This is a genomic window from Lactobacillus sp. Sy-1, from assembly GCF_019303535.1.
Lineage (GTDB): Bacteria > Bacillota > Bacilli > Lactobacillales > Lactobacillaceae > Nicoliella.
This window is the reverse complement of record NZ_JACCIU010000002.1, coordinates 361,140-373,458: the sequence shown is the minus strand read 5'-3', so window position 1 is coordinate 373,458 and position 12,319 is coordinate 361,140. Positions and strand designations below refer to the sequence as shown.

At 38.7% G+C, this 12,319-nt stretch carries 17 protein-coding genes; 10 read left to right on the top strand and 7 right to left on the bottom strand.

The genetic code is table 11. From position 1 onward, the window contains the following. The first annotated feature begins 38 nt into the window (after positions 1 to 38). The 7 genes from HZL42_RS08580 (at position 39) to HZL42_RS08550 (ending at position 7,295) form a co-directional block, all read left to right on the top strand. Entirely contained in the window at positions 39 to 242 is a 204-nt protein-coding gene (locus tag HZL42_RS08580; protein WP_255552622.1) for a helix-turn-helix transcriptional regulator, read from the top strand. Next, positions 232 to 795, top strand: coding sequence for a DUF3278 domain-containing protein (locus HZL42_RS08575; RefSeq protein ID WP_219283253.1), 564 nt, complete (start codon positions 232 to 234; stop codon positions 793 to 795). Before HZL42_RS08580 ends, HZL42_RS08575 begins: the two co-directional genes overlap by 11 nt. 71 nt (positions 796 to 866) lie before the next feature. After that, positions 867 to 1,763 (top strand): ABC transporter ATP-binding protein, encoded by an 897-nt coding sequence (locus tag HZL42_RS08570; RefSeq protein WP_219283319.1) that lies wholly within the window; start codon positions 867 to 869, stop codon positions 1,761 to 1,763. Then, the gene (locus tag HZL42_RS08565) at positions 1,756 to 2,982 is read left to right on the top strand and encodes an ABC transporter permease (protein ID WP_219283252.1); all 1,227 of its coding nucleotides are present in this window, start codon (positions 1,756 to 1,758) and stop codon (positions 2,980 to 2,982) included. The genes HZL42_RS08570 and HZL42_RS08565 overlap by 8 nt, the downstream gene beginning before the upstream one ends. A gap of 56 nt (positions 2,983 to 3,038) precedes the next feature. Next, the gene (locus tag HZL42_RS08560; protein ID WP_219283250.1) at positions 3,039 to 4,004 is read left to right on the top strand and encodes an alpha/beta hydrolase fold domain-containing protein; all 966 of its coding nucleotides are present in this window, start codon (positions 3,039 to 3,041) and stop codon (positions 4,002 to 4,004) included. Positions 4,005 to 4,036: 32 nt separating this feature from the next. Next, positions 4,037 to 5,998, top strand: a complete 1,962-nt coding sequence (locus HZL42_RS08555) for a protease pro-enzyme activation domain-containing protein (protein WP_219283249.1) — start codon at positions 4,037 to 4,039, stop codon at positions 5,996 to 5,998. 142 nt (positions 5,999 to 6,140) lie between these two features. Beyond that, a complete protein-coding gene (locus HZL42_RS08550; RefSeq protein ID WP_219283248.1) occupies positions 6,141 to 7,295 on the top strand; it encodes a YdcF family protein in 1,155 nt (384 codons plus the stop codon). A 71-nt stretch (positions 7,296 to 7,366) separates the two neighbouring features. Here HZL42_RS08550 and HZL42_RS08545 read toward each other — a convergent pair whose 3' ends face one another. Further along, positions 7,367 to 8,242, bottom strand: a complete 876-nt coding sequence (locus HZL42_RS08545; protein ID WP_219283247.1) for a DMT family transporter — start codon at positions 8,240 to 8,242, stop codon at positions 7,367 to 7,369. A gap of 120 nt (positions 8,243 to 8,362) precedes the next feature. On the opposite strand from HZL42_RS08545, the gene HZL42_RS08540 reads away from it, so the two are divergent. Next, a complete protein-coding gene (locus HZL42_RS08540; RefSeq protein WP_219283245.1) occupies positions 8,363 to 8,911 on the top strand; it encodes a TetR/AcrR family transcriptional regulator in 549 nt (182 codons plus the stop codon). Between the two features lie 49 nt (positions 8,912 to 8,960). On the opposite strand, the gene HZL42_RS08535 is transcribed toward HZL42_RS08540, so the two are convergent. Together HZL42_RS08535 and HZL42_RS08530 are read right to left on the bottom strand one after the other, a co-directional pair. Beyond that, entirely contained in the window at positions 8,961 to 9,161 is a 201-nt protein-coding gene (locus HZL42_RS08535) for a hypothetical protein (protein WP_219283244.1), read from the bottom strand. Positions 9,162 to 9,271: 110 nt separating this feature from the next. After that, positions 9,272 to 9,595, bottom strand: a complete 324-nt coding sequence (locus HZL42_RS08530; RefSeq protein ID WP_219283243.1) for a hypothetical protein — start codon at positions 9,593 to 9,595, stop codon at positions 9,272 to 9,274. Between the two features lie 88 nt (positions 9,596 to 9,683). On the opposite strand from HZL42_RS08530, the gene HZL42_RS08525 reads away from it, so the two are divergent. Together HZL42_RS08525 and HZL42_RS08520 are read left to right on the top strand one after the other, a co-directional pair. Beyond that, positions 9,684 to 10,142, top strand: a complete 459-nt coding sequence (locus HZL42_RS08525; protein WP_219283241.1) for a hypothetical protein — start codon at positions 9,684 to 9,686, stop codon at positions 10,140 to 10,142. Between the two features lie 70 nt (positions 10,143 to 10,212). Continuing rightward, the gene (locus HZL42_RS08520) at positions 10,213 to 11,055 is read left to right on the top strand and encodes a hypothetical protein (protein ID WP_219283240.1); all 843 of its coding nucleotides are present in this window, start codon (positions 10,213 to 10,215) and stop codon (positions 11,053 to 11,055) included. Positions 11,056 to 11,257: 202 nt separating this feature from the next. Here the strand turns inward: HZL42_RS08520 and HZL42_RS08515 are convergent, their stop codons facing one another. The 4 genes from HZL42_RS08515 to HZL42_RS08500 form a co-directional block, all read right to left on the bottom strand. Next, positions 11,258 to 11,410: a DUF2798 domain-containing protein gene (locus HZL42_RS08515; protein ID WP_219283239.1), complete on the bottom strand. Its 153-nt coding sequence runs from the start codon at positions 11,408 to 11,410 to the stop codon at positions 11,258 to 11,260. Between the two features lie 189 nt (positions 11,411 to 11,599). Beyond that, positions 11,600 to 11,842, bottom strand: coding sequence for a hypothetical protein (locus HZL42_RS08510; protein ID WP_219283238.1), 243 nt, complete (start codon positions 11,840 to 11,842; stop codon positions 11,600 to 11,602). A gap of 3 nt (positions 11,843 to 11,845) precedes the next feature. Next, positions 11,846 to 12,064: a hypothetical protein gene (locus HZL42_RS08505; protein WP_219283237.1), complete on the bottom strand. Its 219-nt coding sequence runs from the start codon at positions 12,062 to 12,064 to the stop codon at positions 11,846 to 11,848. Positions 12,065 to 12,075: 11 nt separating this feature from the next. Next, the gene (locus tag HZL42_RS08500) at positions 12,076 to 12,318 is read right to left on the bottom strand and encodes a hypothetical protein (protein WP_219283235.1); all 243 of its coding nucleotides are present in this window, start codon (positions 12,316 to 12,318) and stop codon (positions 12,076 to 12,078) included. Position 12,319: the final 1 nt, after the last annotated feature.

Sequence of the window (12,319 nt, the reverse complement as noted above, 5' to 3'; positions counted from 1 at the left end):
TTAAGGAATATATATATTACCTGAATGGAGATTGGATGATGCAAAATAAGGTTAGAATAATGCGAATGACCAGGGGCCTGAAGCAAAATGAACTGGCCAAAATGGTGGGGATTTCCCGTCAGACATTAAGCCTAATTGAAAAGGATCAGTATAATCCGTCCCTAAAGCTCTGTATTAACATTGCAAGGGCGTTGCAGACTGACTTAAATAGTTTATTTTGGGAGGGCAGTGATGAAGAATAATAGGGAATCACTTTATGTTCGTTACTTAAGGTTTTTCTATGGAATTGAAGGACCACTGGATGAGTATCGCGAGGAAGCGATTAATAAGTTAGCTGGTAAATTATTTTTAGTAATTTGGAACTACTTTACTTTATCCACTACCGCTGTTTGGATTGCTTTACTTGTAACTTACTTTACCAGCAAAGCAGCGCAGCTGATTGTATTATGGTGGTTTGGAGCCAATGCGTTAGCAATTATGACCATTGGAACTTACATTAGTTTGAAGATTCACAAATTAAAAATTGACCGAATTGATGTAAGTAACCAAATGGAGTATCATGCTGCTTTAAAAAAGATGAAAAGAGCGGTGTTGATTCAGGGAATTTTCCTTTTATTGGCTACCAGAATTTCACAAATTATTTATGAGTTCCTTAGCTATGGTAATGATAAATCGATTGTTGAGTTGATCTTATCGCCAGTTAATAATTTAATATTCCTGGGCGTTACCGCTCTGGTTACAATTGGTAATTACATTACGAAGCGGCGCAAAATCGATCGGGAGTATCATGAATAATTCACACAATCAATTAATTCTATTTACCGTTGCCACAGATAATCCTAATCAAAAAAATGGAGATGATTAAAATTTTAGCAATTCAGAACCTCAGTAAACAATTCAGCAATGTTAAAGCATTACATAACGTTTCGTTCAACGCCCATTCCGGCCGCATTTTAGGATTGATTGGGCAAAACGGAGCGGGTAAATCCACGACTTTCCACAGCATTCTCAAATTTATTGAATACAATGGCGTGATTGAATGGAATGGAGAACCAATCGCTAGCAGTACGTTTGACCAAATCGGCTACCTACCAGAAGAACGCAGCTTGATGACTGATTTAACGGTCCAAAAACAAATTACCTACTTTGCGCAGTTAAAAAGCCGCCCTGTAAAATGGACGACGGCTAGAATTGACCAGTGGATGCGGAAGTTTGAGGTCAAGGGCACAAGGCGTGATAAGATCAAGTCGTTATCGAAGGGAAATCAGCAGAAGGTTCAGTTAATTTGTACGTTGATTCACGAACCGCAATTAATTATTTTAGATGAACCATTTAGCGGGCTTGATCCAGTGAACGCCGACCTCTTGAAGCAAGCGATTTTAGATGCAAAACAGGGGGGCGCCACCATCATTTTCTCTAGTCACAATATGGCTAACGTAGAGGATATTTGTGACGACTTAGTAATGTTACGTAACGGTGAGGTCGTCTTGAACGGTCCGGTGCAAGATGTCCGTAACCAGTTCGGCAAGAACGAACTCTTTGTTACCACCCCGATGGCTCCAGATGAGCTCAGCACACTTCCCGGGGTACTAGCAGTAACTCAACGCGGGAATAATCGTTATAAACTGAAGCTCAACACCCCCGCAGCTGGTCCAGAGTTATTTAAACTGATCAGTCACGGTGAATACATTGAAGAATTTAGTCAGCAGCCGCCATCGTTAGATGAAATTTTCCGGGAAAAGGTTGGTGAAATCCATGCATAAATTAATGGCGATTACTGCAGAAACGTACGTGAGTCAGGTAAAGACGAAGAGTTTTATCATAATGTTATTGCTGCCATTTATCATTATAATCATTGGTGGCGGGGCTGGATTCCTCGCTGGTAATAGCGCTAGTAATGCGGACAGCCAGTTTGCAATCATTGGTAATCAACAGGTGAAACAGGCAGTGGTGAAACAGGATGGCGATTCGATTGACGCCGCGATTAATACAGAACAACAGGCAACTAGCAAGCTCAAGCGTGGTGATATTGATGGTTATGCGAAGCTTTCGGAAACAAACGGGCGAATCAACGTTCATTACGTAGGGAACGAAGCGTTAGATAGCGACGTTAAGACTGATTTAATGAAAACAGTTACGCTTGCGCAGAATCAATTGAATATTCAACGCAGTAAGTTGAACCCGCAACAGTTAAAGGCCCTTGCCGTTGAACCCGCGTTTAGTAGCCAGGTTAAAAAAACGGGTGATAATTATGCAGATACTGCTAAGCTGATATCGTTAGAGGCATTAATCTTTATTCTGTATATCTTCCTATTGATGTATTCAGGAATCACCGCCAGTGTAATTGCCAAGGAAAAGGGGTCCAAGATTACCGAAATTATCTTCAGTAGTACCTCATCCACAAATTATTTTATTGGAAAGGTTTTTGGCATTATTCTGATGATGTTGACCCAAATGGTCGTTTACGTGATTACAATTGGTGGTAGCTATCAAGCTTTAAAGCATGCCTCGTTTTTAAAGAACTTCATGCAAAATGGTGGAAAGGAAGTAATTGGTAGTGTTCTCAAGAACTTAGTTAACATTAATTCGGTGTTTGTGATTCTTGGATTAATTATTGGAATCATCCTCTCAGCAACTTGTGGAGCGCTGGTTTCTAAAGCTGAAGATGCGAATAAGGCTGCCCAACCGGTGATGTATTTGATTATGGGACTATTTTTTGCATCACTTATATTACAAAATAATAGTGATGCAATGATTGCAAAAGTCCTATCGTACGTGCCAGTTTCGTCGACGTTCTTCATGCCGATTCGCATTATTAACCATCAAGCAAATGGAGTTGAAGTAGCGCTCTCCCTATTAATCCTAATTGGCTTCACAGTGTTGCTGACCTATGGAATTGCGAAAAAGTATAAGGGATTAATGTTGCAAAGTGATGACCAGGGATGGTTCAAAAACTTGCGAAGCGGCTTAAAATACCGTTAATGAAGTAGCAAAATGGGGAACCGTTTTGCTTACATAATACAAAGTGAGTGAAGTGGATGAAAGCTATTAAATTATTAGCTAGTGGATTGATTTTATCACTATCATTGGAGGAATTGATTGCTAAGCGGATGCACCGGAGCTTAAGTGGCCAGTTGGTTAACCAAATATTACCGGCAGTAAGAGCAGTACCGTCAATTGATACCACTGTAGAATATGAACAAGCAGCGCGGAAGAGTATGAATCAGTATCGGGTTCCCAGGATTATAAAGCATCGTTATCGGATCCATCAGTACCGCGGACACGAAGATATTTTAGAGGTCATCCCCCGTCAAATCGAATTTTCCCACCGGGTGGTCTTTTACATCCACGGGGGTGGTTATTGGGGCCAGCCGTTTCCACAGCATTATCAAATCGTTGCCAACCTTGCTAACCAACTCGGGCGTCGGGTCATAATGCCAATTTATCCGAAGGCACCAGCTTATGATGCTAATGATGCATTTACAATGGTCCTTAAAAGTTATCAGATGGTTGTTAACAGTGATGCTAATGATATTGTCCTAATGGGCGATTCAGCTGGTGGGGGGCTTGTTCTATCATTAATGCAACACCTAAAGCGCAATCAAGGGATTCAACCTAGTTGTGCTGTTCTATTGTCACCATGGCTGGATATTTCCAATACGAACCCGCAAATGCGCTTGATTCAACCAAAAGATCCAGTTTTAGATTTGGATAATTTAACCCGGCTAGGGGCAATTTATGCTAACCGATTAAGTGTAAAGGATCCGTTAGTCAGCCCGCTTTATGGCGATTCCAGTTCATTACCACCAATTTTAGTGATTACTGGAACTGATGATATTTTGTATCCAGATGCAATGAAATTTCAACAGCTAGCCGTTCGCAAACGTTGGGACGTTACCACTACCGTTTATCGGGCAATGAATCATGATTTTGCAATCTTTCCAATTACGGAAGCGCAAAAGGCATTGAATGAAACAATTGAGTTTATTAAGAATAATGATTAAATCGATTGAATGATTGAGAGGATGAAGATGCAATGAAATTTAGTCATAGCAGTTTATTATTGGTGATTACAGCTTCGATTATGGGTTCCACCGTGCTTAGTGGGGTAACGACCTCCGTTAATGCCAGTCAAACCAAGTATCGGCGGGTAAATGAAAATCAGCAGCAGACAATTACGTTAGGATTAAAATCACGCAATGATAAGCGGTTGGACCAGTTCATCTATCAAACGGTCAACCCCAAAAGTAAAAATTACCGCAGGTACTTAACCCCCACTCAGTTTGGTAATCAATATGGGTTATCAAATCAACGGGTGGCAGTAGTTAAAAAGTTCATCAAGAAGCAGGGACTTAAATCGAACGTTTATCCTGGCAACATCGTTATGACGGTGAGTGGCAAAACCAAAAACATTGAAAAGACGTTCCAAATTAAAATTTTTAAGACAACGAATAAAAAGCACAACTACCAGATTGCACGGGGCAAAGCCCGGTTGGCTAGTTCAGTGGCAAACGACGTTAGTTTTATTGATCAACTAGGGTTAAAGGTCCATCTAACTAATGATAAAACCAATCCTAGTCAACAAGAAATCAGCGCTTTAAATAAGATCAAGGACCCTAACATTAATGATCGATCCTATCGTAAATTTGGGCGGAGTTATCACACCGGTTCGCTATCCCAAAATGGTCATAACGGCCAGGGACAAACGATTGGGATTTTAGGTAGCAATGATTTTAAGATGAGTGATATTAATGCGTACTTAAAGGACCAAGGCGTTAAATCGGGAAACCGGCGCATTAAAAAGGTCTATGTAAGCAAGCCGCTCTCCAAAGATTATGGTGATCAAGCTGAAGTAACAATGGATACTGAACAGGCCAGTGCAATTGCGCCCGCTGCTAACATTAATGTCTACCTAGGTGATGATTATGATGCGGATTACTTCATTCCTTCATATGCAACTGCGATTGGGCGGGATAACGTCGATGTTATTTCTAGTAGTTTTGGGGCTTCTGAAGTTAATTTAAAGCAGGGGCGCCCGGTTGATAAGGGGGAAACGAACCTCTTGAACCGCTTGCTTAAACAGGCAGCGGCACAGGGAATTACGGTTTTTAATGCTTCTGGTGATACAGGGGCCTATGACTTTTCGGATGGGACTAAGGAAAAGTCAGTTGGGCTACCAGCTGCATCCCCTTACATTACTGCCGTTGGGGGCACAACCCTACCATTTAAGAACGTATCATTTGCAGATGTTTCTGGATTTACGCCATCTACTGGGGATAAGACCGTTTCGCTAAATAAGGAAGCACCCTGGAGTAATTCCACTAGCCTAACTGAATTATTCGGGAGTAAGTTTGTTAAGGACGAGGAGATTAAATACCTGCTTTCCAAGGCAAAGACAGACGCACAAAAGGCAGCAATCGAAAAACAAATTCAAACTGCTAACAAGAATGCCAATAAGACCGTAAGTGCTACTACATTGGGAAATATATTTGCTTCAGGTGGGGGTGGCTTTAGCCGCTACTTCACCATACCGGATTACCAAAAGGGAATTAGTGGTGTTGGCACCTTTAATGCAAAGCAATTCATTGATTTAAGAACCGGGAAGGTGAATGCTAATCCGAAATTGATAACGGGACGGGCAAGTGGTCGAAACGTCCCTGATATTTCTGGGAATGCAGATTTTCTGACGGGATACAATATTTATGTTGATGGTAAATATGATCCGTCTGGGGATGGGACCAGTGTGATTACCCCACAAATGGCTGCAATGGCAGCGGTCATTAATAGTGCACAAAAAAAGCGGACTGGCTTTTGGAATCCGCAAATTTATCGGTTTGCAAAGACTGCTCACTCGCCATTTACGCCTCTGAACAGTTTAGATGATAATAACCTCTACTATGTTGGACAACCGGGGAAGATATATAACCAAGCAAGCGGCTTGGGAACTGTTAATTTCACGAAATTGAATGCAGCATTTACTAAGGATGCTAAAAAATAAAATAAGCCCCGTTCGTAATTGTTGATTGCAAACGGGGCTTTTTGGATGATTAATAAACAATACAATTTATTTACATTCTTTTTACTCAAAATCTAAATCCAATTGGTATGATAAATGTGAAATAAATTATTTGGAGGACGCTATGCAAGGTAAAAAGAAAGCAGCATCACTATTAACATTACTTCTACTATCAATTCCAGTGGCGGTAGCCAACCAAAGTCATGTGGTTGCATTTGCAAGTAATCAATATCAAGTTCAAGAATACCAGGATAAATACTCTTATGATTCCATTTTAACCAAGCTGAAGAGCGAGAAACAAAAGGCAGCAAAGTTAAAAACCATTGATCAAGCGATTGAATATAACTATTGGCATAAGCCAAACTTTGCTTCGACTCAAAAAGTAGGGGTTACATCCTCATATAATAATGCAGCACTAGTTTCTTTATACCAAGAAGCGTTAAAGATTGCTCCAAATACCCCTAAGTATATGATGGGATTAGCTGCCATTGATCAAATGAATGGTGATTACGATAAGGCGCAGGCTCAGTACAAGCAGATTCTTAAAATTGACAAGAAGAATTACCAAGCCCTAGTCAATATTGCAGTTTACCAAAAGTTTAATAACCAAACGGCTGATTACCAAAAGACAATTAAAAAATTAACCAGTATTAATAAGTCTAAAACACAGCAATTTAGTAAAATCGTTGGTTTAATTGAGAATGCCCACGACATGGACCTAAATACTGACGCTTCAAAGGTTAACGGCCAAAATAATGCGAACCACTACATTGTCATTTTAGGTTTTGTTCTAGATAGTAAGGGAGATATTCAACCAACGCTAGAACAACGGTTAAATGCTGGATTAGCCTTAGCAAAGGCACAACCGAAAGCTAAGATTGTTGTTAGTGGTGGGGAGTTACCTCAAGAACCAAAGGTAGAATCAGAGGTAATGAAGGACTGGTTAGTTAAAAATGGGGTAGCTAAGGATCGGATTATTACCGAAACTGAATCAAAGGATACCACTCAAAACGCTAGAAATACCACTAAAATTCTTAAAAGTAATGGTGCAAAATCAGTTACCTTGGTATCCAGTGCATCCCACATGAGAAGAGCATATACTTTATTTAAAGCATCTGAGTTGGTAAATGGTGCTAACTATAGCTTAAATCAGTTTGTATCAGTAGATACAAATGATGCTTTGAAGGCAACTGCCAATGACTACAAAACAATGAACAAGATCATTAATGATACACTACGGGTTAGTGGATATTCCTTACTCCCAGGAATTCAAAAGTAAAATTGCAATAGTTAAATTAAAAATGTGGTGCCCAATCTATCAGGGCGCCACATTTTTTAGATGTTTTAATATTAATTTGCCTTAGTCAACAACACACTGCCGATTATCATCAGGAACAGTGCGGCTAGGAAACCCATCGTTAGTTGTTCACCAAACAGAACGAACGAAATTCCCACTGATATGAACGGTGCGATGGCATAGTATGCACTAGTTCTGGCTGCGCCAATGTAACGTTGGGCCAAAATATACAGGACAATACTGACTCCGTATGCCACAAACCCCAACAATAACGCCCAAAAGATGGTTGCTACTGGCGGACGGTTTTCATGCATGATTGGGACGAAAATTAAGCTACCGATTCCGACCCCAAGTCCCTTTACAATCACGACTTGCAGGGGATTACGATCCGAAAGAACCCGCGTAAAGTTATTTTCCAATCCCCAACAAATGGTGGCAATAATTGCTAATAGTGAGCCTAGTGAGATGCTAAAGTGTGAGATGTCATTCACGCTTAGTAGGAGGCTGGCAGTGGTAATAATGATAATTGCAGCTGCGGTAACTTTACTAATGTGTTCATGAAATAGCCAATATGCGATTATCGAAGTAGCAACGATTTCAAAATTACCTAATAGGGCAATGTTTGATGACGATGTTAGTTGAACCCCTAAGTTCATTAGGATACTGGCAGCAATGTTGAACCCAATTACCGCTATGAGACTCTTGGTATCGGAACGCTTTAGGTTAGGACCAAATTTGGCTTGCTTAGAACGAAGAATCATTGTAATAATCGCCATTCCAATTCCGGTCCCCAGGTATAAGAATGCTGATAAGTAAGCTGGTGGACAATTACGAACCAATAATTTGGCAATGGGCGGGTATAGTGCGTATAAGGCAGCGGAGCCCACTGCGTATGTAATTGCTTTAGATGAATGCTGATTTGATTTCATATTTTAGCCCCCTTGGTTTAAAATTAATTTATGGTTCATTGTAGTAGATGAAATTAATCAACACCAGAACACTTATCCAAAAATGTTCGGGATCTAAAAAATTTTAAGTAGGGATTGAAAATGGATATAAGACACAAAAAGTCCACCGATGCCATTATTCATGCGTTCGGAGAACTATTAACTAAACAAGAATACCAATCAATCACCGTTAGTGAAATCATTTCAGTAGCCGGGATTAGCCGTAGTACTTTTTATGCTCATTTTGATACTAAGGACTCATTGCTAGAAGAAACATGCCATATACTATTTGAGCATGTGGTTTTAAAATTGGATAATTTACCGTTAACGAAGGGCAAACGGGTTCGTTTTGAGTCGATGATTACCCATGTATTGACCCATATTCGCAAAAATGTGAATAACATATTGGATTTGCTCAGGGGCGAAAGTAGTGAAATCTTTTTGCTGTTTTTTAAGCGGCATTTAAAAGTAGTGATTGGGAATCAATTGGATAACAAATTTAAGCAACGGGATTTACCAAAGGAATACGTATTGGACTTTGTCGTTAGTAGTTTTGTAGATACCGTTAACTGGTGGATTAAGAGTGGGTTGCACCAGTCGCCAGAACTTATTGAAAGCTACTACTATGCGGTTACGTCTGCAGTCATTTAGGAATATGCACAAAAAAAGCTGTTGGAATCATGTTCCAACAACTTAATTATCAGATTAGATTGATCGCCCCGTATCCGAGCATTACAATGCCAATAATAAGAAATCCGATCCAAATTACACGATCCAATTTGCTATTATTTTTTTTAGCAAGCCGAAGGCCGAACAATGCGATTAAAATTGCAAGTGCACCACAGACAACCTTTATCCACATCGAACCGGTTAATTGGCTGACCATTACAAACGTTCCCATTGGAATCCCTCCGTTAATCAATATCGATTGTAGTAATATTTCTATTATACTATTTTATAATTAATCTTATCAGTTTTATTGCTTAGGTTTGGGATGGGAGCATCAGCAGGTTAATCTGCCTTAACAACCTTTGGATTGTTCATGACTTTGGCAAGAGTGTAACTATTACCCTTTACGATCAATAGACCATTGGAAATGTGAGCACTTTTACCAACCCGTTTAACATTATAATAACCATAGCTATTGGTAGTTCCAATTCTAACAACGACCCTAGTGGTGTTACCGCTCTTTTTATTATATTTGGAATTAGTGAGTGCATCTACATCATAGGCCTGTTTAACGTACTTACTAGCCTGAGTGTATGTAAATGGTTTGGCCTTAGCAGCATTGACAGCATTTGCGCTAGAACTGAGCGTTAATAACGCAGTTGCCATAACAAAGATTATTTGCTTAATTTTCATATTTATCACCACTTTATATATTTGATATCCTAATTATATTATTTTAATAGGGGGAATACTAGTGAATTTAAATGTTCAACCAACGAATTCTAAAAATAAAAAAATGCGTACTGACTACCATGAAACGTCAATTTTAGAGTATAAACGTTCATTGGGGCTCAGTAACACGATCGACAATGTTTTAATTGTTAGCAAATTACCAGGGGAAGTAATGGGGCTAATGTTGGGGAGCTGGGTTCAAATGATTTTTGCTGAAAGATTCATCCTATCATTTGAAGATGCCGGAATCGTGATGTTGGGGCTTGATTTACGACAAAATTTTAGTGGTAACAATCAACTAATCAATCGTGAATCGATTCAGTCAATTCATCTTAAAAATAGAAATATGGTTTCTAAATTGGTGGTTGAAATGCAAGATCATAGTTTTAAGTTTAATGCTGATCAGTTCATTGATGAGGCTCCATTTCAGTATGATAATTTGAAGGGTTTGGCTAGGTTTGAGGATAAGTATCGGGGTTAATAATTTGACAAATATATAATAATAGTATAATTTTATTTCTATATAAATAAAATCTTGGAGTGATTTACATATGACAAATTATAGCACCGCTAAAATTTTTAAATTGATTACTAAGGCTACTTTATCGATGCTTTTGGCAATTGGGTTGAACACCGCATTGAATTATAATCATGAACCGAACTTGGTTGCTAATGCTGCTTCCAGTAGTAAGCATAAGGATAATAAGCAAAAGAACACTAAGAAGCATTCCAAAGTTAGTACAAAAAAGAAGACCACTGCTAAGAAGACCACCGTTAAAAAGACGAATGCAAATTCATCGACAGAGAATAATAGTCCAATTACGGTGTCGGCGAGTCAATTAAAATCTGATATTGATTCCTTTAATAGTAACGTTGCGTTAAAGCCTATTTATGCTAAGTACAGCGTTAGCGAGTTTGGTCCAATTGCTGAAAATAACGTTGGGGAATCCGGAAATGGTTTATCAGGAATTTTTGCAAACCGTTATCAACTGCCAGATAACGCCACCTATGCTGACTTTAGTAAGCTGTTAAATCAAATGGCTGATGACATGGCTACTAATCAAGATGCTTATGATCAATATGTTCATTCACATTACCAAATTTCTGGGAGTTTTGCACTAGCTGCTGCTTGGCAAACTGCTGGTAACTTGAGTTCAGCATTTTATAATCGGTTTCCGAATAATGCTCAGCTTAAGCAAGCCGCTATCAATGCTTCATTTGATGGAACGTCAATTAAAGCAGCAACCGCAAATAGTAATAACTTAAATCAAAAAATGCTACTTTCCTTTACCACTTCTGGTGATAAGTACTCATCAATCAATGATGCTTGGAACGCCTTTATTAATTATTTTAGAGTTTTAGCTAAACAATTTGACCAAATGAAAGTTAAATAGGGGATTATTGGTATCTAAATAGAAAACAGGACACGGTTTGAAACCATGTCCTGTTTTTTTACTTTAGTTTTGCAAAGATTGTTGGTAGTTCTGTAAATAAGTCTTACTTAATTTCCAGTCATGGGTAATAATTGCGTACCCCTTTTTACTAGGTTCATCTGAATAGTTTAATGTCAGATTGAGATCCCCCTGGCGAATTTAATTACCGTTTACCTTGGATCTTACTTAATAATGATCTACAAATGGGTCCCACGATAATTAATTGGAGTGGTAACGCCAAGCAAAGGTTTATGATCCAAGCATGAAGGTACATTCCTAACGAAACTCCAGATAGGCCGTTGGAAGGGAATGACATTCATGAAAAGGTCCGATAAACGAATCCTTTTAGTGCTAGCAGTGCTGTTTAACATTATAACGATTTTTTGGAAAAACATTTTAATAGGTCCATTAATGACTGGGGCACAACTATTATCACAGGTAATGATATTAGTTTCTGTTTATATGATCGTTAAAGAGCAGTAGATTGGAATGATTAGTACAAGATTCATCGTTCGTCTAAAACATATTCGTTAGCACTTACTTGCTTTACTACAACGTTCCAAATTGGTTTAAAAATAACCTCATCCCCATTAAATTCAACGATTAATTGAGGATCATCATATGCAATGATTTCGTCATCCGTTTCAATCGTGGCTATAAAAAGAATTTGTTCAATTTGTCGGTCATAGAAATAAATCGTTAAATCTGGATAGTGAAAGGTCCGGTTATTTATTGTGACTGTTTGCATTAGTTAATCCACCGTTTTAATTTGATAATTATTTTCTGATTCTTCAATGATATCGATAAGCTGTTCGGGATGAAAAGTTAAATTACAATCAATGAAATCAATAACTAACGTGGTTTCATCATTACAAATAAATGCAATCCGATCGTTATTCGTGTCTGCAAAGCACATCAGCTTATCCTCAGGGTACTGAAAAGAGTAGTTTTTAATCCGCACTGTTTTCATGATTATCTCCCTTATTCAGTCGCGATTCGATATTCAACGTCAGAAACTCTTAAAATTTGAACTGCATCCTGAACTGGTGATGCATTTGGAATGGTGAACGATAGTTGTTCATCAACCAATTTAATTTTTAAAACCACGCTGGAATATGCGTAATCCAAAAAGATCACTTCCATTTGATCATGGTTTAAGACTAGTGGTGTATCTTCGTTATCGTAGGTGATTTTGAAATTACCAATTGAATGTGTTTTTTCCATT

Excerpts from the sequence above, each read along its gene's own strand:
- HZL42_RS08580 (WP_255552622.1), top strand. The coding sequence starts at position 39 with ATGCAAAATAAGGTTAGAATAATGCGAATGACCAGGGGCCTGAAGCAA.
- HZL42_RS08575 (WP_219283253.1), top strand. The coding sequence starts at position 232 with ATGAAGAATAATAGGGAATCACTTTATGTTCGTTACTTAAGGTTTTTC.
- HZL42_RS08565 (WP_219283252.1), top strand. The coding sequence starts at position 1,756 with ATGCATAAATTAATGGCGATTACTGCAGAAACGTACGTGAGTCAGGTA.
- HZL42_RS08560 (WP_219283250.1), top strand. The coding sequence starts at position 3,039 with ATGAAAGCTATTAAATTATTAGCTAGTGGATTGATTTTATCACTATCA.
- HZL42_RS08555 (WP_219283249.1), top strand. The coding sequence starts at position 4,037 with ATGAAATTTAGTCATAGCAGTTTATTATTGGTGATTACAGCTTCGATT.
- HZL42_RS08550 (WP_219283248.1), top strand. The coding sequence starts at position 6,141 with ATGCAAGGTAAAAAGAAAGCAGCATCACTATTAACATTACTTCTACTA.
- HZL42_RS08545 (WP_219283247.1), bottom strand. The coding sequence starts at position 8,242 with ATGAAATCAAATCAGCATTCATCTAAAGCAATTACATACGCAGTGGGC.
- HZL42_RS08540 (WP_219283245.1), top strand. The coding sequence starts at position 8,363 with ATGGATATAAGACACAAAAAGTCCACCGATGCCATTATTCATGCGTTC.
- HZL42_RS08535 (WP_219283244.1), bottom strand. The coding sequence starts at position 9,161 with ATGGGAACGTTTGTAATGGTCAGCCAATTAACCGGTTCGATGTGGATA.
- HZL42_RS08530 (WP_219283243.1), bottom strand. The coding sequence starts at position 9,595 with ATGGCAACTGCGTTATTAACGCTCAGTTCTAGCGCAAATGCTGTCAAT.
- HZL42_RS08520 (WP_219283240.1), top strand. The coding sequence starts at position 10,213 with ATGACAAATTATAGCACCGCTAAAATTTTTAAATTGATTACTAAGGCT.
- HZL42_RS08515 (WP_219283239.1), bottom strand. The coding sequence starts at position 11,410 with ATGTCATTCCCTTCCAACGGCCTATCTGGAGTTTCGTTAGGAATGTAC.
- HZL42_RS08510 (WP_219283238.1), bottom strand. The coding sequence starts at position 11,842 with ATGCAAACAGTCACAATAAATAACCGGACCTTTCACTATCCAGATTTA.
- HZL42_RS08505 (WP_219283237.1), bottom strand. The coding sequence starts at position 12,064 with ATGAAAACAGTGCGGATTAAAAACTACTCTTTTCAGTACCCTGAGGAT.
- HZL42_RS08500 (WP_219283235.1), bottom strand. The coding sequence starts at position 12,318 with ATGGAAAAAACACATTCAATTGGTAATTTCAAAATCACCTACGATAAC.